13 protein-coding genes and 1 pseudogene are annotated in these 18,642 nt (G+C 63.2%); 8 read left to right on the forward strand and 6 right to left on the reverse strand.

Going from position 1 to position 18,642, the window contains the following annotated elements; all coding sequences use genetic code 11:
• Together DQG19_RS16760 and DQG19_RS16765 are read left to right on the forward strand one after the other, a co-directional pair.
• Positions 1 to 1,149 (forward strand): sterol desaturase family protein, encoded by a 1,149-nt coding sequence (locus DQG19_RS16760; protein ID WP_232826547.1) that lies wholly within the window; start codon positions 1 to 3, stop codon positions 1,147 to 1,149.
• 55 nt (positions 1,150 to 1,204) lie between these two features.
• Complete coding sequence (locus DQG19_RS16765) at positions 1,205 to 2,101, forward strand: hypothetical protein (protein ID WP_116127446.1); 897 nt, start codon at positions 1,205 to 1,207, stop codon at positions 2,099 to 2,101.
• Position 2,102: 1 nt separating this feature from the next.
• Here the strand turns inward: DQG19_RS16765 and DQG19_RS16770 are convergent, their stop codons facing one another.
• The 3 genes and pseudogenes from DQG19_RS16770 to DQG19_RS16780 form a co-directional block, all read right to left on the reverse strand.
• A complete protein-coding gene (locus DQG19_RS16770; RefSeq protein ID WP_116127447.1) occupies positions 2,103 to 3,503 on the reverse strand; it encodes a DUF5106 domain-containing protein in 1,401 nt (466 codons plus the stop codon).
• A 129-nt stretch (positions 3,504 to 3,632) separates the two neighbouring features.
• A pseudogene (locus tag DQG19_RS16775) lies at positions 3,633 to 3,776 on the reverse strand (LamB/YcsF family protein); the annotation flags it as partial.
• Between the two features lie 138 nt (positions 3,777 to 3,914).
• Positions 3,915 to 4,652: a 5-oxoprolinase subunit PxpA gene (locus tag DQG19_RS16780; RefSeq protein ID WP_116127449.1), complete on the reverse strand. Its 738-nt coding sequence runs from the start codon at positions 4,650 to 4,652 to the stop codon at positions 3,915 to 3,917.
• A gap of 81 nt (positions 4,653 to 4,733) precedes the next feature.
• Between DQG19_RS16780 and DQG19_RS16785 the strand changes: the two genes are divergently transcribed.
• The 5 genes from DQG19_RS16785 to DQG19_RS16805 all read left to right on the forward strand — a co-directional run bounded on the left by DQG19_RS16785 (position 4,734) and on the right by DQG19_RS16805 (position 10,049).
• Positions 4,734 to 6,119, forward strand: coding sequence for a Gfo/Idh/MocA family oxidoreductase (locus DQG19_RS16785; RefSeq protein ID WP_116127450.1), 1,386 nt, complete (start codon positions 4,734 to 4,736; stop codon positions 6,117 to 6,119).
• An 84-nt stretch (positions 6,120 to 6,203) separates the two neighbouring features.
• On the forward strand, positions 6,204 to 6,887 hold the full coding sequence (ung, locus tag DQG19_RS16790; protein ID WP_116127451.1) for a uracil-DNA glycosylase: 684 nt from the start codon (positions 6,204 to 6,206) through the stop codon (positions 6,885 to 6,887).
• 34 nt (positions 6,888 to 6,921) lie between these two features.
• The gene (locus tag DQG19_RS16795; RefSeq protein WP_116127452.1) at positions 6,922 to 7,560 is read left to right on the forward strand and encodes a hypothetical protein; all 639 of its coding nucleotides are present in this window, start codon (positions 6,922 to 6,924) and stop codon (positions 7,558 to 7,560) included.
• A 16-nt stretch (positions 7,561 to 7,576) separates the two neighbouring features.
• Complete coding sequence (gene purD / locus DQG19_RS16800) at positions 7,577 to 8,848, forward strand: phosphoribosylamine--glycine ligase (RefSeq protein ID WP_116127453.1); 1,272 nt, start codon at positions 7,577 to 7,579, stop codon at positions 8,846 to 8,848.
• A gap of 4 nt (positions 8,849 to 8,852) precedes the next feature.
• Positions 8,853 to 10,049: a putative sugar nucleotidyl transferase gene (locus DQG19_RS16805; RefSeq protein ID WP_116127454.1), complete on the forward strand. Its 1,197-nt coding sequence runs from the start codon at positions 8,853 to 8,855 to the stop codon at positions 10,047 to 10,049.
• Positions 10,050 to 10,096: 47 nt separating this feature from the next.
• Here DQG19_RS16805 and DQG19_RS16810 read toward each other — a convergent pair whose 3' ends face one another.
• Both DQG19_RS16810 and DQG19_RS16815 read right to left on the reverse strand, forming a co-directional pair.
• The gene (locus tag DQG19_RS16810; RefSeq protein WP_116127455.1) at positions 10,097 to 10,645 is read right to left on the reverse strand and encodes a hypothetical protein; all 549 of its coding nucleotides are present in this window, start codon (positions 10,643 to 10,645) and stop codon (positions 10,097 to 10,099) included.
• Positions 10,646 to 10,830: 185 nt separating this feature from the next.
• Positions 10,831 to 11,718: a CPBP family intramembrane glutamic endopeptidase gene (locus DQG19_RS16815; protein ID WP_116127456.1), complete on the reverse strand. Its 888-nt coding sequence runs from the start codon at positions 11,716 to 11,718 to the stop codon at positions 10,831 to 10,833.
• Positions 11,719 to 11,779: 61 nt separating this feature from the next.
• On the opposite strand from DQG19_RS16815, the gene DQG19_RS16820 reads away from it, so the two are divergent.
• Positions 11,780 to 13,747 (forward strand): glycosyltransferase family 2 protein, encoded by a 1,968-nt coding sequence (locus tag DQG19_RS16820; RefSeq protein WP_116127457.1) that lies wholly within the window; start codon positions 11,780 to 11,782, stop codon positions 13,745 to 13,747.
• Here DQG19_RS16820 and DQG19_RS16825 read toward each other — a convergent pair.
• A complete protein-coding gene (locus DQG19_RS16825; RefSeq protein WP_116127458.1) occupies positions 13,744 to 18,606 on the reverse strand; it encodes a translocation/assembly module TamB domain-containing protein in 4,863 nt (1,620 codons plus the stop codon). The genes DQG19_RS16820 and DQG19_RS16825 overlap by 4 nt on opposite strands.
• Positions 18,607 to 18,642: the final 36 nt, after the last annotated feature.

The following is an 18,642-nucleotide window of genomic DNA, read 5'->3' on the forward strand; positions in this document are numbered from 1 at the left end:
ATGACCAAGCCCCTATATACCTTCGACGACATCCAGAACCTGGAGTTTCCTCCGGTCATCGTCTACGCCGTGCCGGTCATGGTGGCCCTCACCATTATCGAGTGGTTCCTTCGCCGGAGGGAGTACATCCACGAACTGGAGGAAGCGGCCACCGAACTCGGTTTTACGGTGGACGCCGCACCAAGCCTGCGCACGGCCGGATATAACCCCATCACTTATACCCGCGACCGTAACCTGTACGCCGAGACGCTGAAGGAGTACATCGCGGATAACGCCGGGAGCAGCCGTGCCGAGAAGCACAACTACGATATCAAGGACGGGCTCGCCGCGGCGGGCGTCGGCATCGGCAACCTGATCAGCACCGCGCTGGTGAAGGCCGTTACCTTCGGTATCATCCTGTTTTTCTATAACCTGAGCCCGCTCTACATCCCCACGACCTGGTGGAGCTTTATCGCCTGCTTCGTGGTGGTCGACTTCTGCCGCTACTGGGCGCACCGGATCAGCCACGAGCAACGCTTCTGGTGGGCTACGCACGTTACCCACCACAGCTCCGAGCAGTACAACTTCACCGTGTCGTTCCGCCTCAGCTGGACGCAGCACATTAAGGTGATTTTTTTTATCCCCGCCGCCCTGCTCGGCTTTGACCCCTTCGTGTTCTTCATCTGCATGCAGATCGGTGTCCTGTACCAGTTCTGGATCCATACCGAGCTGATCGACCGGATGTGGGCGCCGATTGAGTTTTTCTGGGTCACGCCCAGCCACCACCGCGTACACCACGCTACGGAAGAGAAGTACCTGGATAAGAACTACGGCTCCAGCCTCATCATCTGGGACCGCATGTTCGGCACCTTCTGCCCGGAGGAAGAAACCCCGAATTACGGAATTCTGAAGCCGGTCAACAGCTACAATCCTGTGACGCTGGTCTTTCACGAGCACATGGACATGCTGCGCGATATGCGCACCTACCGCCATCCTAAAGCCTGGTGGCGGATCATGTTTCACGGTCCCGGCTGTACCCTTGATAAGGAGCGCTACTATGGATTCTACAAGTACAAGGACGGCGAACTTCCCCCCGCCGAATCACCCGAGGCAGAAGGATCCCGGGAGGTGCCCGCGGAACGGAAGAACCGGCGCAACGTGGTGGTCTAACCACGAACATCGGCGGCGGGGTCGTATTTTACCTACCTAGCAGACTCTATCCGCCATGCCCCTATTCAACGATTTAAAGAAAATATTCTTCGGTGCCAAGTCGGTCGCCAAGCACCAGGCTTCCCGCGCCGGCGACGTTGCCCGTGAGGCCGGTGACGAGCTCTCCACCCAGGGGGAGGAACTTTTGGACCTAACCAGAAAAGCCGCGCGGGAAGTTGCCGACCGGGCGCCCGGGTACATCGACCGGGGCCGCTCGGCGCTCAGCGACCTGGGCGATGCCGTATTTCGGGAACCCAACCCCCAACCTACCGAAAAAAAGAAAGCCATGGATGAGGTGGATGACGAGCTGAACTTCGGCAACCTGGACTTGTCAAAGGAAGCGGAAGCACCCAAATCAGGCAGCATCAATTTCGAGGACGACCTGGTGGAAGACGGGCCACCTACCCCGCGGGAGCCTTCTGCCTTCCGGCAGGCGGCCGATTCGGGCCTCGACGCCGCGGCACGTGCCGGCCTGAAAGCAAAAGACGCCGCCAACCGTGCCGGCGAGGAGCTGCTCGACCGCGCCGCCCGTACCGGTGCCACCCTGAAGGGCAGAGCGGACGAATTCCTCGATCACGCCACCCGGGAAGCCAACCGCATCCGTGACGAAGAGGCCATCGAGAAGGCTAAGCGTGCGGCGGAGCAGGCCGAGGCTCGCGCCCGCGCATTCGACGATCGGGAGACGGAGCGGGATACCGACGCATCCACCCTCAGTGGGACGGATTCTTTCTTCGACCGCGCCGATCGCTTCGCCCGGGGCGATTACCACAACGAGGGAGGCAAGGATATGCGCATTCAAGACGACCCCGACTACCGGCCCCGCAAGAAAAGCGACCTGATCGCCGGCTTCGAAGACAACGATAACGACGGCGATAGCCTCATCGACGACGCCGTACTCGATGAGGAAGAATAACCTACCGCGGGGGCAGGATGTCATTCAGTTCCTCCGTGGTCAGGTTCTTCCCGATGATCGTGCGATCGGGGCCCAAAACGTACATCTCCGGGGTCGAATCCACGTAGTAAGTACGATAGATCGCCTGGTCGGACGGATCGTGGACATTCGTCCACGACTGCAAGCCAAACTCCTTTACGAAGGCCCGCCACTTTTCGTCGGTCGTTCCCAGCGCCAGGGCGTAGACACCCGCATCGGGACGCTCCTGCGACCACTCTAGAAGCTTAGGGGTTTCTTCGATGCAGTGGTCGCACTCCGGATTGTAGATATATACGATGAGGTAGGGATCGCGCTCGGCGTAGACCGCCTGGGGCTGCCCGTTGAGGCCCGGAACGGAGATACGGGGACCCGGCTCGCCAAGCAGGCTTTTCTCCATCATGGCCGCCTGGTTCTGCAGGCTGTACACCTGCATACTGTCCATATAGTCCGCCCGTTCGCGGGTGTAGTAGGTGCGTACCATGTGCACGAAGACGGCCTCGGGATCCATCAGTTCCGACTGCCCGGGACGGAAATGCAGCGTCAACGCCTGGGCGAGAGCCCGCTGGTAAGCGGGGTAGGCCTCCACGCGACCGAGCAGCTCGTCGATCGCGGCGATTACGGAGTCGGAGCGCTGTACGGTCAATTCATCGAAGTAGGTATTCACCTTGTCGTGCAGAACGGGGGTATGGAGCAGGCGTACGTCGCTGAAGTCGATCCCGTCCCAAAATTGCCGGCGGTAGGTGCGAACCTGTGCCGCCTTGTCCGGCTGCCCGCTGGCGGTACGCAGGTCCTCGATGGCCGGGTCCAGGTCCGCCCGCATGTAGGCGGTGTAAAAGGTTTTCGGGTGCTCGGCAAATTGCTTTTCGTAGAAGTCCCGGCGCTGGGCAATGAGTTTGTCGCGCTGCGCGCCCGCCTCGGCGGCCTCCTCGTCGTCCGTGGCATCGGTACGCTGCAGGTGGGTCACCAGCGTGGCCAGGGCGGGGCCCAGGACTTCCTCCATTTTCAGTCCCTCGTAGAGCAACTGATTGTCGAGGCTGCCCTCGACCCGGGCGTCGCCGATGACGTCTTCCGCAGTAGTCACCACGGCGAAAGACTGATCCTCGTCCAGCAGGAGGGGGACGATCGACTGGTCGTTGTAGAAGGCAAAATAGTAGCCGGGTTCGTAGGGCTCCTCTGGCTGAAACCGCACGGTACCGGAGGCATCGGCGGTGGCGGTATCGGCTTGGTACTGCTGTTCGACGTACTGCGACACGAGCACCACCTTGCCCGGGGCCGCGCCAGCTACGGTGATGGTGATGCCTGACTGGTCGTCTGCCGAAAATTCGGTGCCGGAGCAGGCGGTAATCAGGAGGGGCAGGGTAAGAAGAAGCAGGTTACGGAGCATCCGGGGGGTGTTTCGTCGACAAAGGTACCCACATCCGATGTCATCGACATCGGATGTGGGGTCAGGAAGGTGCTAATCGGCCGCTTCTGGCCCGACATCGGATGTCATCGACATCCGATGTCGGGGGGGTCAGGCATGGAGGGCGGCGCGTACGGCCCGGGCCCGGGCTAGGGCCCCGGGGTGATCGCCGTGCAGGCAGCTGGTGCGTATCTCGAGGGGGTAGGGTTGCCCGTCGCTGGCGGTGACCGTGCCGGTCGTCTTCAATCGCCGGGCCTGATCGGCCGCCCGCTACGGATCGTCGAGCGGGTTACTCACATCCGATGTCCGCGACATCGGATGTGGGGTCAGGAAGGCGGTAATCGGCCGCTTTTGCCCCGACATCGGATGTCATCGACATCCGATGTCGGGGGGTCAGGCATGGAGGGCGGCGCGTACGGCCCGGGCCCGCGCCACGGCCCCGGGGTGATCGCCGTGCAGGCAAAGGGTGCGTAACTCGAGGGGGTAGGATTGCCCGTCGCTGGCGGTGACCGTGCCGGTCGTCGCCAATTGCCGTGCCTGATCGGCCGCCTCCTGCGGATCGTCCAGCGAAGCCCCGGGTAGCTGCCGCGACCGCAGGTGCAGAGATGGCTCGTACCTCCGATCCGCGAATCCCTCCGCGTAAAAGGTGCGCCCACTGGTCCGGGCGGCCTCCTCCAGCCGACCACCGGGCGGGCCGTACAGGATGGCAATATCAAGCTCCCGCATCACCCGTACGACGGCGGCGGCGGCCACCGGGTCCCCGTCGGCGAAGTGGTACAACGCGCCGTGGGGTTTGAGGTGGTGCAGCTGACCGCCGGCGGCCCGCGTCATGCCCTGCAGGGCGCTGACCTGGTAGAGCAGCAGGGCGTAGAGTCGGTCGGGGGGCAGTTCGGGGGTCCGGCGCCCGAAATGCTTGCGGTCCGGAAAACTGGGGTGGGCCCCGATGGCTACCCCATGGTCGAGCGCCAACCGGATGGTCACCACTTGCGTCAGTGCGTCGCCTCCGTGAAAGCCGCACGCTATGTTGCAGGCGTCGAGAAAGGGCATAAGCGCCGCGTCGTCACCAATCCGGCGATCGTACCACGATTCCCCGAGGTCCGCATTCAGCTCAATGTCTCGTACCTGTGCCATGCGGCCAAATTAACTACCCCGCACCTGCGGAAGCGCCAAATGGAGATATAAATGTGTTACATTGACACATAAAAACCCGTCATGCACAGAAGAACCTTCCTTAAAGCCGGCTCCCTCGTCGGTGCCGCCTTTGCCACCCGCCAGGCGCGGGCCTTCGATCTCTGGAAAAACACCGCCCGCAAGCGTATCGCCCTGGTGGGCACCGGCATCCGCGGCAGCTCCCTCTGGGGCCGCAATCTAGTGGAGAACTACGGGGAGCAGGTCGAGTTCGTGGGGCTGTGTGACATCAACCCCGGCCGGGTGGAATTCGTGAAGGGGGCCATGGGCGTCGACTGCCCGGCCTACACGGACTTCGACAAGATGATGAACGAGCAGCAGCCCGAGTGGGTGATCGTGACCACCATGGACTCCACCCACGACATCTACATCATCCGCGCCATGGAGCTCGGGGCCCACGTGATCACGGAGAAACCGATGACCACCACCGCCGAAAAGACCCAGGCCATACTCGACGCCCAGGACCGCCACGGCAAGGAAGTGCTCGTGACCTTCAACTACCGCCACTCCCCCCACAACACCGCCATAAAGCAACAGTTGCACGACGGCGCCGTGGGCAAGATGACCAGCGTGGACTTTCACTGGTACCTGAACGTATACCACGGGGCCAGCTACTTCCGCCGCTGGCACGGCTACGTCAAGAACAGCGGCTCCCTTTGGGTGCACAAGGCCACCCACCACTTCGACCTCCTCAACTGGTGGATCGACGCCAAACCCGTGGCGGTGACCGCGCTCGGCGCCCTGGAGCACTACGGCAAGAACGGCCCCTACCGGGGCGAATCGTGCCGTACCTGTCCGCACAAGAACGAATGCCCCTACTACTGGGACATCACCAAGGACGAGTACCTTATGGACCTCTACGTGGACAACGAGGAATACGACGGCTACATCCGGGACTCCTGCGTGTTCCGCGAGGACATCGACATCTGGGACAAGATGAGCGCCCAGATTGAATACGACAACGACGTGGTGGTCAACTACAGCCTCACTACCTACTCCCCCTATGAGGGCTACCGGATCGCCTTCAACGGCCACGACGGCCGGCTGGATTCGTGGGAGGACATTCCCTACCAGCGCGGGGAGTACACCGAAGCCGAGCAGGGCGCCATGCACAGCGATGAGATGACCTTCAAGACCGACGAGGTGCCCACGGAGTTCCACGAGATCATCGTGCACAAGAACTTTGAGCCGGAGTTCGAGAGCATCAAGGTGCCCAAGTTCCGCTACGGCCACGGCGGCGGCGACCAGCGAATGCTCGATTACCTCTTCGTCAACCCCGACGCGGCCGACCCGCTCGGCCACATGGCCGGCACCACCGACGGCGCCTACTCAGTGCTGATCGGCATCGCCGCCCGCAAGAGCATCGCCGAGGGCCGCCGCGTGCGCCTTGACGAACTGGTGAAGGTGTAGGGAATACTGAACACCAACTAGCGCGGGGCGGCGGGAACAAATTCCCGTCGCCCCGATTTAGTTAGCATCACATAAACCGCACGCATGCCCGCGACCAACGTACAGATCGAGCCCTCCTGGAAAGAAGCCCTCAGCGAGGAATTCAGCAAACCCTACTTCAAGACCTTGATCGGGTTCCTGAAGCAGGAAAAGGCCGACGGCAAGACGATCTACCCCCCCGGCTCCCTGATCTTCAACGCCTACAACACCACGCCGCTCGACCAGGTGAAGGTGGTCATCTTAGGTCAGGACCCCTACCACAACCCCGGGCAGGCCATGGGGCTGAGCTTTAGCGTGCCGCGGGGCGTGACGCCCCCGCCCAGTCTCCGCAACGTCTACAAGGAGATCGGTGACAGCCTGCAGGTCGAGTCGCCGCAGCACGGCGACCTGACCAAGTGGGCGGAGCAGGGGGTATTCCTGCTGAACTCCATGCTCACGGTCGAGCGCAACCAGCCCGGAAGCCACAAGCGGTCGGGCTGGCAATATTTCACCGACGCAAGCATCAAGGCGGTGAGCGAACGTACGGAGCATACTGTATTCATGCTCTGGGGGGCTTTCGCCCGTAAAAAAGCCGAACTGATAGACGGCAGCCGGCACCTGATCCTGGAAAGCGCCCACCCGTCGCCCTTCTCCGCCGATAAGGGCTTCTTCGGCAACAACCACTTCAAGCAGGCCAACGCCTACCTGACCGAGCACGGGAAGGAACCGATCGACTGGAGCCTGGACTAAACCGTCACAAGCTACCTTTGCAAAAAAATCCGGCTTGCGCTACCTCTCTTTCATTGTGCTGTGCGTGGCGTGGGCCTGCGGGAGTTCCGAGCCCACCCCGATCGAGGAGGTGGAAACGGTAAGCGGATACTTCCGCTACCAGGAGGGCGACAGCAGCCTGCAGGCCGATCTCGAGCTGCCCGACAGCACCACGTTGATTCCGAGCTTTTTGGGCAGCGCCATGGAGCCCCTGGGCACCCTGCCCGCCCGCCGGTTCCGGTACAACGCCAGGGGATCGCTGCCCCCCGTGGTGCGGTTCCAGGTGGACGAGCCGGACGGTAACACGAACTTCAATTTCGCCACCCACCGGGTGTTCGTAGACAGCCTTCCCGATACCCTGTACCGGGACCGCGCCGTGAACTTTCCCGTAACCGACCGCGGGCTGACCGAACTGGAAAGCCTGGTCGTTTTCTTTGAACCCGCCGACCGCAGTACGCCCAAGCGTATCCTGGTGACCGGACCAACGGAGGGCGGAACGGTGTCCCTGCCGTCTTCCGCGGTCGATGACATTGCTCCCGGCAACTACGAGGTCTACCTCGTGAAACAACGCCTCTTCAAGGACCAGATCCGCACCCTGCGGGCGAGTGTCCAGTCGGAGTACTTTACCAGGTCGCGCTCCGTAATCGTTAATTAGCCCCAAAGTATCCAGCATGAACGTACTACTTCTTGGCAGCGGTGCCCGCGAACACGCCCTGGCGTGGCGGCTCGCCGATAGCCCCCTTTGCGCCGAACTTTTCATCGCTCCCGGCAATGCCGGTACCGATCAGTACGGGACCAATCTTGCGCTTGACCTGACCGACTTCGATGCGGTCCGCTCCGCCGTAGTGGCCCACAACGTCCGGTTGGTCGTGTGCGGTCCCGAAGAGCCCCTGGTACGGGGCTTGCAGGATTACTTCAGCACCGACGAGGAGCTGAAATCCGTCTACTTCATCGGCCCCAGCCGCAAGGCCGCCCGCCTGGAGGGCAGCAAGGCCTACGCCAAGGCATTCATGAGCGAGTACGGCATCCCGACGGCGGGCTACCGCCGCTTTACCGTGGACGACCGCGCGGAGGGGGAGGCCTACCTGGAAACCCGCACGCCGCCGATCGTACTCAAGGCCGACGGCCTGGCCGCCGGGAAGGGCGTGGTGATCGTAGACAGCGTGGCGGAGGCCAAAACCGAGTTACGCGCCATGCTGGAGGGTAAGTTCGGGGAGGCCGGATCTACCGTGGTCGTCGAGGACTTCCTCGACGGCATCGAGTTTTCCGTATTCGTACTCACGGACGGCAAAAGCTACCGCCTGCTACCGGTCGCCAAGGACTACAAACGGATCGGGGCGGGGGATACCGGCCCCAACACCGGCGGCATGGGCAGCGTGAGTCATCCGCCCTTCGTGGACCCCGACATGATGCGCATGGTCGAACAGCGTATCGTACAGCCTACCCTGCAGGGTATTCAGGCCCGCAAGCTCGACTACCGCGGATTCATTTTTCTCGGCCTCATCGTCGTGGACGGCGAGCCGCAGGTGATCGAGTACAACTGCCGGCTCGGGGACCCGGAAACCCAATCGGTCATGGCCCGCCTGCAGAGCGACCTGATGCAACTGCTGCTCGAAACGGTCGAGGGGGACCTGAGCACCGCCGTCGTGCGGATGGACCCTCGCCAGGCCGCCACCGTAGTGCTGGTGAGCGGCGGCTACCCCGGTAGCTACGAGAAGGGGAAGGTGATCACGGGCCTCGAGGAAGTGACCGACAGTATGGTTTTTCACGCAGGAACTACCCGTAACGCCAAGGGGGAAGTAGTGACCAACGGCGGCCGCGTCCTGTCGGTGACCAGCTACGGCGACACCTTCGAAGACGCACTGGCCACCTCCTACGCCAACGCGAAGAAGATTCACTTCGAGGGGGTGACTTACCGCGAAGACATCGGTTTTGACCTATAGGCTTATGCAGATTATTCTTTTCGATTCCCCCACCGTACGTACCGCCCTGCTTCCGCTGACCTACGCCCGCCCCGTAGCGGGACTACGCTGTGGTATGCTCACCACCGCCGAGTGCTGGCGGCGGCGGACGGACAGTGAGGTCGCCGTGCTTACCCAGGATTACCTGCAACCCGACTTTCCCCTGGCGGCTGGCGACGACAACCTGTTTGTCGACGGCAGCCTGCGCCCGACGGTCGAGCTGCTATCCCTGCTCCCGCAGCTGGAGCCCAATAGCGGCTACACGCTTTCCGGAGAGCTGGTCTTACTACGTGCCGATCGTTCCACCGCCGGTCATTTTATCAGCGAGGGCACTGCGCCGGACCATTGCACTACCGAGCCGTTGCCGCACCTCCCGTTGCTGCGGTTTACCCGACCCGCCGACCTGTTTTTGAACAACGACCGTGCCCTGCGCGAAGACTTCGAGCTGCTTACCGCGGGGCGTACGTCTACGGAGGTCTCCGCTACCAATACGATCATCGGTCCACGTGACCAGCTGTTCCTCGAGCCGGGGGTGACCCTCGAGGCCTGTACGATCAACGTCAGCAGCGGACCGGTCTACCTGGGCCGGGAGGCCGTGGTCCTGGAAGGTTGCCTGCTGCGCGGTCCGGTGGCGGCGGGCGCGGGTGCGGTGCTTAAGATGGGAACCAAGGTATACGGGGCTACGACCCTCGGCCCGTCCTGTAAGGTCGGTGGAGAGATCAACAACGTGGTCTTTCAGGCCCACAGCAACAAGGGGCACGAAGGCTTCCTGGGCAACGCCGTGGTGGGGGAGTGGTGCAACATCGGCGCCGATACCAATGCGAGTAACCTGAAGAATGATTACGGGGAGGTGAAGGTCTGGTCGTACGCCGAAGAGGCAATGATCCCCAGCGGCCTTCAATTCCACGGCCTGATTCTGGGCGATCACTCCAAGGTCGGCATCAACACGATGTTCAATACCGGTACGGTAGTCGGCTACTCCTGCAACGTGTTTGGCGCGGGATTCCCCCCCTCCTTTTTGCCATCCTTCACCTGGGGCGGGGCGGAGTCCCGTGCCGAGTACCGACTGGACCGGGCGTTGGATACCGCCGAGCGGATGATCGCCCGCCGCGGTCGGATATTTGGGGAACGGGAACGCGCCGTGTTCACCCGCATCTTCGAGGATACCGCCCGCTTCCGCTAGTAGCAGACTGCCTCCGGCTGCGAGAGGAGCGATACCCTCCCGACCGCTTAAAACCCGATCCCCAGGGCCAAATCCAGGGCGCCACCGGATGACTTAGCGCCGTTCTCCGGACCGGTGCGGCGAAAGCCCACCCCGGCGGAAGCCTCGAATACGAGTTTTCCCACCGGGCGGCGGAGGCCGTAGGTCGGGATGATGGTGAAGCCCGAGCGGGCATACAGGGCGGAAGTGCTTTTGACCACCAGGATTCCCGGCAGGTAGGTCGCGCGCAGGGACAGGAAATTGGCGCTGTTGCGGTAGACCGGTTTTTCGCGCGCCAACCGGCGACCGTAGTTGTAATACCAGCGCGGCGCTACGGTACCCGACAGGGGTACGCCTATACCCTCATTTCTCCCTCCGAAGGTGGTCATCGCGTATCCGAAATTGGCGCTGAGTTCGGTATGCAGGACCAGATCTCCGGCGATAGGTAGTTCGAGGTAGGGACTGATTCCCGGCAGGATCACCCGAAGTTGCCCGCCGTACAGCAAGTCCGGATTCGCATGCTGGGCCGATAGGCCTGTGGCCAGCAACAACTGGAAAAAGAGGAAAAAGTGTTTCAAGGCGATAGGGTAATAGGTGAGGGAAGTCCGGGGGAATACGGCGTAGGCAACCCAGATGGGGCCTCCAACGCCTGATTTAACTGGTACGCTTGCTGGCTTATTGGCCCTTACGGGGCAAAAGTCAGGTCCCCGGAAGGGCGAAAGTAGAGAAGATCTGCCCGGTGGCCGATGAGCGGGCGGGAGAATCAGTCCGCCGCGGCCCCGGCCCCCAGCTGCCGCTCCGCTTTCCACCCGAGGTAAGCCGTACCCGCCAAGCTGAGGCCTCCCGCGATCAGCAGCGGCAACAGGTCCGAATCCATTTCCGTATCCGGGGTGAATTCCCCGCTCAGGTAGGTGGCGACCACCTGGCTGCCGTTGAACAGGAAGTGCAGGGCGATGGGGATCCAGAGCGTACCCGTCCAGCGGTAGGCGTAGCCCAGCAGTGCGCCCAGGAGCAGTCTCGGAAGAAAGCCGGCAAACTCCACGTGGATGCCCGAAAAGATGAAGGCGCCGACCCAGACGGCCACGTGCCCCGACATAACGTGCGGGAGGAGACGGCCCTGGAGCAGGCCCCGGAACATAATTTCCTCCGCGAAGGCGGGCACCAGGGCCACAGTGAGGAGGGCGAGCAGGAGCTCGGGCACCCGCTCGAAGGTGAGTACCCCGGCGAGCATGGCGTTGCCCGCGTCTTCGCTGCGGAGCATCCAGTCGGGTAGGTCGAGCTGCAGGTTCAGGTAGGCGGCCAGGGCGATCAGGGGCATACCCACGACGAAAGCCAGCACGGCCGTGCCGATCAGCTCTGGCCGTCGGGGAGCCACCAGGCCGGCGGCGCGGGGCCAGTAGTTGCCGTAGGCGACGGCCAGCGCTGCGATCGCCGACAGGCCCCAGGTGCCGAGGTTATTCAGCAGCAGCACGAAGCGGAGGTGTTGTCGCTCGGCGATGGTGGCGAAGCTTGCGTCCGCGGTGGCCAGGGAAAGGTCGTAGTGCACGCTCAGGGCGGCTACGCAGAAACTGGTCAGGACAAGGAAGCCCACAAAAGAGAGCAGCGTGATGAGCAGGAGGCGTAGCGGCCCGACGGCGGGAAGAGCATTCATAGTTGCGGTTGCGCCTATATAACCCCGCAGCCGCCATAAGTTTGCGTTCTACCTTTGGGGCGTGCAGCTCTCCATCGTCATTGTCAGCTACAACGTGCGGTACTTCCTCGAGCAGTGCCTGCTCAGCGTTGCCCGCGCCACGGAGGGGTTGACTGCCGAAACGTGGGTGGTCGATAACAATTCCGCCGATGGCTCGGTCGAGATGGTGCGCCGCCGCTTCCCCTGGGTGAAGGTCATCGCCAACCCGCACAACCCGGGCTTCTCGGTGGCGAATAATCAGGCCCTCCGGCAGGCGCGGGGCCGCTACGTGCTGCTGCTCAATCCCGATACGCTGGTGGAGGAAGACACCTTCCACCGCTGCTACGCCTTTGCCGAGGCCCACCCCGATCTCGGGGGGCTCGGCGTGCGCATGATCGACGGCAGCGGCCGGTACCTGCCCGAAAGCAAGCGCGGCCTGCCCACCCCCTGGGTTGCCTTCACCAAGGCCTTCGGGCTGGCGCGGCTGTTTCCCCGCTCCCGGCGCTTCGGGCACTATCACCTGGGCTACCTGGCCGAGGACGAGACGCACGCGGTGGAGGTCCTCGCCGGTGCCTACATGTGGATGCGGGCCGCGGCCCTGGAGCAGGTAGGCTTGCTGGACGAGACCTTCTTCATGTACGGGGAGGATATCGACTTGTCGTACCGCCTGACCCAGGGCGGCTACCGCAACTACTACTATCCCGGTACCAGTATCATCCACTACAAGGGCGAGAGTACCAAGCGGGGGAGCCTGAATTACGTCCGGGTGTTCTACCAGGCCATGGTCATCTTCGCCCAAAAGCACTTCGTAGGATCCGGCGCCCGGGGGCTGGTGCTCATGATGCGCCTGGCGATCTACGTACGCGCCGTGCTGACGGTCGGGGCCAACCTGTGGGCGCGGCTCCGCTTTCCGCTGCTCGACGCGGCCGGGATGTACCTGGGCCTGCGGCTGCTCAAGCGACTCTGGTCGGCGTACCACTTCGACGATCCGGGCTACTTTCCGGACTACATCGACTACCTGCACTTTCCCGCCTACTCGCTGCTGTGGGTGGCCAGTATCTTCCTCGGTGGGGGCTACGACCGTCCCTTCGATTACGGGCGACTCCTTCGGAGCCTGGGAGTGGGGACCCTCCTTCTGTTATCGGTCTACGGACTCCTCCCGGAAGACCTGCGGCCGAGCCGTGCCCTGCTGGTGCTCGGGGCCGCCTGGGCAACGGGCTATGCGCTGGCCGTCAGGGTGGTGTTTCGCGCCCTGCTGACCGGCAGGCTGGGAGCCCACGACGAGCGACGCCTGCTCATCGTCGGGCGTGCCGCGGAAGCGCAGCGTACCCTCAGTCTGCTCCAGCGGGCCGGAACCACCGCCCACTACATCGGACGGGTCGACCCCGGCACCCGCGCCCCGCGCCCCGAAGCGGACGTGGAAGCCGAAGGCATCGGCACCACCGATCGACTGACCTCCCTGGCCTCCCTGTACCGGGCCGAGGAAATAATTTTTTGCAGTGCCGACCTGGACATCAGCGATATCCAGCGGTGGATGCGTGAGATCGGACCGCGGGTGCAGTACCGCATCCTGCCCGAAGCCAGCCGAAGCATCATCGGCAGCCACCGGCCCGACCAGCGGGGAACCCTCTACACCATCGATGTCAATCTGCGCATCGACGATCCCGTACTCCGCCGGGGCAAATGGCTGCTCGACCGGGGCGTGGCCCTGCTACTGATCCTGACCCTGCCGCTCACGGTCTGGCCGGTACGCGACACGGCGGGCTACCTGCATAATCTCGTGGCGGTGCTCTTCACCCGACGGACGTGGGTGGCCTACCATCCCGGTGATCCCGATCGTAAGCTGTTGCCCGCCCTGCGCCGCGGCGTGGTGTATCCGGGCCTTAACCTGGCGGCCGAAGACTCCGAAACGCTTCACCACCTTAACCTGCTGTACGCGCGTGACTACCGCCTCCGCGATGACCTGCGGCTGATCTGGGAGAACTTCCGGAGCCTCGGCCGCCGGGACTAGCGGCGCAGGGTAGCGTCGCTTCGGAAGCCGTCGAAAAACTCGGAGAGCGAGTCGAACTCCCGCTTCCAGCTCAGGCCCGTGCCCAGCTGCAGGCGCCGGCCGTTGGCGATGTCGGGCTGGCGCCGCTGGTAGACGCGCAGCTTGAGGGACCGGCTGTCGTTGAGGACGTACTCCAGTACGATGTCGTTGCCGATAAAGGTGCCGGTATTACCGCCGCCGGCAAACTGGTTGTTCAGTACGTTCACGTCGCCGCTCAGGCTCAGGCGGTTATTGAAGTCACGGCGGAAGGAGAATTCCACGGCCTGCCCCCGACCGATCGTACCCTGGTTGCTGAAGTTGGTGGAGGTGGAGTAGTTGTTGTAGGCGATGTCGAAATCGAAACCGCTGATGAAGGCCTCCTCGCCGAAGGCATCGCGCAGCAGGTCGTTGAGCAGTAGGCTCAGGTAGGTCGAGAGCCATTCGCTAACGGTGTTGACCGCAACGTCGGCCACGTTGAAGCTCAGGTCGGCGGGCAGGAACTGTCCCACGGCAATGAGGCCGAATACCTGGCGGTTCAGTTCGTTCTGGTCGAGGAGTAGCTGCCGCCTTTTATTGTTGGCGTAATTTTCGAGCTGGCCGTCGAGACTCGGGAAGGCGATGTCGAAATTGATGTTGGGCTGGGTAAGGATACCGTCCAGCTTGAGCGTGAGCTCCACGTCCGTGGCCTGGGAGGCCGTCTGGATGACGGGCGTGCCGGCATCTACCGGTAGGTATTCGCGCACGAAATTGATGATGGGCGTTTTCAGGTTCTGGTAGTCGGCGGCGATGTCGATCCGCGCGGCGAAGGGGTCGCCCGACCAGCTTACGGTGCCGCCGGGGCGGACCGAAAACTCCTTATTGACCACCTTGTACAGCGTGAAGAGGTAGTCCCCGTCGGTGAGCGTGATCGTGCCGTACATCTGCAGGTCGCCGTCGCGCGGGATCCGGATGGTCAGGTTGCCGTTGCCCTGCCCGCGCAGTACGTCACCGACTTCCTCGTCGAAGATGATCTCGCCCAGGGCCTCGTCGGTCACCTCGATCTGCATTTCCAGGCTCACCCCGGTGGGGTCCTCGGCGGCCGTCCGGGTTTCTTCCTCCTGGTAGACCTGCCGGTCCACGAAACGGACGTTGTCGATGGGCCCGGCTCCGGTGCCCGGGGTGACGGGAATGGACAGCCGCGAATCCCGGCCTACGGTAGCGCGGACGTAGATGTCCGTCTGCCGGAAATCACCGGAGAAGTCCACCGTTCCGCTGCCGATGGCCCGCCCGTAAAAGTTGGGGTTCTGCCCCGGCGACAGGTCGAGGGCGAGAAAGCGGTCGGTGGTCAGCCGGGCGCTGATGCCGAGGTTCTTGAGCCGGTCGTGGGTGATGCCCCCCGTGAGTCGCGCCGCGTTGTTGTTGCGATCGAGCAGGCGTGTGCCCGCCAGGTCGAAGAGGGTGTTCGTGATGCGTACGCGTGACTCGTTGAAGTGGTAGCGTGTTTGCAGGTAGTCCAGGGTAAAGGCCCCGGCCGAGGCGTCGATGTAGCCCTGTACGTCCGGTTGCCCGGCTGGTCCCACCACGTTGAGCCGCCCGTCGATCTTGCCCACGATATCGGATACCGAGCCGCCGACCCAGTAGCTGGCCAGGTCGAGGGGGTAGCCGTTGACGTCGACCGTGAGGTCGAGGTAGTTCTTTTCCTGGTCCGTCCGGGGATTGGGTGCCAGCTGGCCCAGGTTGAAGGTCGCCTCGGCGATCAGCTGGGAGGTATCGCGGTTCAGGTTTAGGTAGGCGGTCAGACGGCCCTTAGGGTCGGGTGCGCGCAGGTCAACGCGCAGGTACCCGTAGTCGTCGCCGTTGATGAGGAAGGTATCGCTGCGGATGTCGGCACTGAGGCCCGTGAGCAGGAAGGCATCGTCCACGCCGACGTGCACATTTACCCGGCCGTCGAAGTCGAGCGGCTGGTAGGCCCAGACCGAATCGATCAGTCCCAGAGCCATGTTGCGAAAGTTAAGGTCGAGGCCTTTGCTGCCCCGTTTCGACAACTGAATGCTGCGGTCGCCGCTGCGGAGGCTGAAGTTCCGCGTGTCGATGTACTGCGGCCCGATGACGATCCGGTTGTCGCGGCGGATGGCCCACGGCTCCTGGAAAAGCACGAGGTCCGAATCGTCGAAGCGGATGGCATAATTGGCGCTGTCCGGCAGGGTGATCTCCCCGTTGAGGTTGAGCTTGTCGAGGAACAGGCCGCCCGCGCCACCGTAGTTGATGCCGAAGGTCAGGGTGTCGCGGTCGATCAGGCTGAGCAACGTGAGCTGGTCAAGCAGGGGCTTGTTGTTGACCAGCGTCGTGTCGATCACCAGGTCGAGCTCCCCCTCGGAGCCGTCGCCCTTGGTGCGCACGATGAGGTCGACGAGCTCGATATTGTCGTAGCGGAAGCGGGGCGCGACCAGCTCGGCGCGCAACTCGTCGGCGAATCCGTCGTAGCTGCCCGTCAGGTGTACGTCGCGCACCGGTCCGAGCTTGGGATCGATCAGGCGGTTGAGTCCCCGGGAGTCTACTACCGTCAGGTCGAAACTGAAGCGGTTGGCCTCCGGCACCACGCGCGGGGGACGGATCTTCAGTCGGTCGGCCCAGCCGGGGTAGTAGGTAACGAGGTAGCGGGTAAGGCTGGTGGAGAGGTCATTGAGATCGAAGCGGCCGATGATCTCGCCCCGGGCAATGTCACTCTCCAGCTTCACCACCTTTTGTCCCTCCGGGTTGAAAATGGAGTACGCCAGTAGCTGGCCGATCTCGATGTCGGCGGTGTCCCGGATCACGCGGAAGCTGTCCAGCTCTACCCGGCCCTCCATGTCGCTGAAGACGGTGTTGCGCAGGTTGAGGTCCACGTTGCCCGATAGCACGATCAGTCGCTCGCTCAGATTCAGCGCCTGCAGGTCCATCTCGCGGATGTTGGCGGCGAAGTCGAAGACGGGTACGCTATCGCGGAAGTCCAGCTCCCCCAGGAAGTACAGATCAATGTTGTCGTCGCCGATCTCGAAGCTTCCGTTAAAGAATTGCTGCTCCAGCCGGCCGCTGATCACCGCGTTTTCGTACACGTAGTCGCGGAAGCCCAGCTGCTCCACCGTGGCCGTCAGGTTGGCGCTGGCGGTTTCCGCCAGTAAGCCTTCGCCGTCGTTGATGGCCGCGCTGAAGTCTACCGTTCCCAGCTGGGTGTTGTCCGTCCACTGGCCCAGGTCGAAGTCGTCGAGCGACAGCGTTCCGCTGTATTCAGCCCGCGCTACGCCCCCTTCGATGTTCATCCGCATATCGAGCAGGGCCCGGCCGATGTCGGTACGCAGGTCGCCCTTCGCCGCGAAGTCGGTAAAGAAGCCGTCAAACTGCCCGCTGAAGGCCAGCCGCCCGAGCTTGCTGAAGTTCGGCGGCAGGTTCATGCGGGGGAAGAGCCGCCGCAGCGTGGCCACGCTCGTCCGCAGCCGGTCGAGTTTCAGGTTCAGCGCCTCCGAGCCCGGCTGCGCGAGGTTACGGCTGCTGAAGCTGCCGGCCAGTACGTTGCGGTCGTCCAGACCGAGGGTCACGTCCTCGGCCCGCAGGTTGTTGACGCGGCCGCGGAAGTTGCCGCCCAGCTGGATGTTGCGGTCGCGGTTGTCGCGGAAGAAGGGGTTGAACCGCAGCTTACGGGCGAAGTACAGCAGGTCCCGCACGGCCAGCGTACTGGGCTCCAGGTTGATCTCCATCCGTACCCGGTCGTTGAACTCGGACCACGACTCCCACCCGCCGGGGAAGGTGAAGCTGAGCGAGTCCGACAGGCTGCTCTGGGGCGTGGTGAGTACGAGGTCGTTCAGGACCAGGCTGGTGGGGGTAGCCAGCAGGTCACGCACGCTGAGCCGGTTGAGGATAAAGCCGCTGCCCTCCTCCAGGCTGAGGTGCTGCAGGGTGCCCGAGAAGGTATCGCTGGCGAAATCCAGGTCCGTCAGCTCCAGCCCGATGTCGGCTACGTCGAGGCGGGCGAAGTCCACCGCGGACAGGTCGCTGTCTTCGATGGGGTCCTTGCGCAGGTTGTTGAGCGTGAACGCCCCGCCGATGATCTCGATGCTGCCCGCCATCACGTGCAGGCTCACGGGCGTACTCTCGGCGGCCGTACTGTCTAGTTGCCGGATGGCCTCGTCCAGCCCGGGTACCGCGGCCAGGGGGGTGGGGGGGAAGGTGGTCTGATTAACTACCGGATTGACGATCTCGGCTGATCCTATGGAAACCAACTTGTTAGGCAGGTCCAGTTCGTCCAGGAAGATAACTCCGGATTCCAGGTAGAAGTCCATGCGCTGCCCCCGCACGCTGTCGTTCTGTACGAAGGTGATGTGCTCGAGGTCGACCCGGTCGAGGTCCAGATTCAGGGGGCGGCCCGGGGTTTCCCGGGGGGGGAAGAGGCGTGTCAGGGCCGTTTCAAGGTTGCTCTCGGGGTCGCCCAGGTCGCGGCGGATCTTGAAGCGGGCGTCGGCGATGGTCACCTCCTCGATCTCCAGGCTGTTGTTCAGCAGGCTGAGCAGGTTGAAGTTGGTCTCCAGCGAGCGGCCGTAGAGGAGGGTGTCGCCGTATTTATCCTCTACGAATACGCCCTGCAACGTCAGTTCGTCGAACCAGGAGAGGCGGGCGTAGTCGATCGAAACTTCGCTTTCCAGCACGTCGCTGAGGGTGGACGTGGCGCGGTCGACCAGCCAGTTCTGGAAGGCGGGCAACTGCAACAGGCCGAGCAGAAAGACGACCAGTAGCACGACCCACACGAACAGCTTACGTACCCGCTGCCACCACCGGCGTTTCTGCCGCCGTGGCTGCTCGGGGGGGAGGGCATCGTGGGATTCTTCCATGGACTGTACTGGCGTACGCTTAACGCCCCGCCCCGG

It is taken from the genome of Lewinella sp. IMCC34183 (assembly GCF_003390915.1).
Lineage (GTDB): Bacteria > Bacteroidota > Bacteroidia > Chitinophagales > Saprospiraceae > Neolewinella.

Coding starts and splice junctions, on each gene's coding strand:
- DQG19_RS16825 (WP_116127458.1), bottom strand. CDS start 18,606: ATGGAAGAATCCCACGATGCCCTCCCCCCCGAGCAGCCACGGCGGCAG.
- ung (WP_116127451.1), top strand. CDS start 6,204: ATGCCCGCGACCAACGTACAGATCGAGCCCTCCTGGAAAGAAGCCCTC.
- DQG19_RS16815 (WP_116127456.1), bottom strand. CDS start 11,718: ATGAATGCTCTTCCCGCCGTCGGGCCGCTACGCCTCCTGCTCATCACG.
- DQG19_RS16785 (WP_116127450.1), top strand. CDS start 4,734: ATGCACAGAAGAACCTTCCTTAAAGCCGGCTCCCTCGTCGGTGCCGCC.
- DQG19_RS16805 (WP_116127454.1), top strand. CDS start 8,853: ATGCAGATTATTCTTTTCGATTCCCCCACCGTACGTACCGCCCTGCTT.
- DQG19_RS16765 (WP_116127446.1), top strand. CDS start 1,205: ATGCCCCTATTCAACGATTTAAAGAAAATATTCTTCGGTGCCAAGTCG.
- purD (WP_116127453.1), top strand. CDS start 7,577: ATGAACGTACTACTTCTTGGCAGCGGTGCCCGCGAACACGCCCTGGCG.
- DQG19_RS16770 (WP_116127447.1), bottom strand. CDS start 3,503: ATGCTCCGTAACCTGCTTCTTCTTACCCTGCCCCTCCTGATTACCGCC.
- DQG19_RS16780 (WP_116127449.1), bottom strand. CDS start 4,652: ATGGCACAGGTACGAGACATTGAGCTGAATGCGGACCTCGGGGAATCG.
- DQG19_RS16760 (WP_232826547.1), top strand. CDS start 1: ATGACCAAGCCCCTATATACCTTCGACGACATCCAGAACCTGGAGTTT.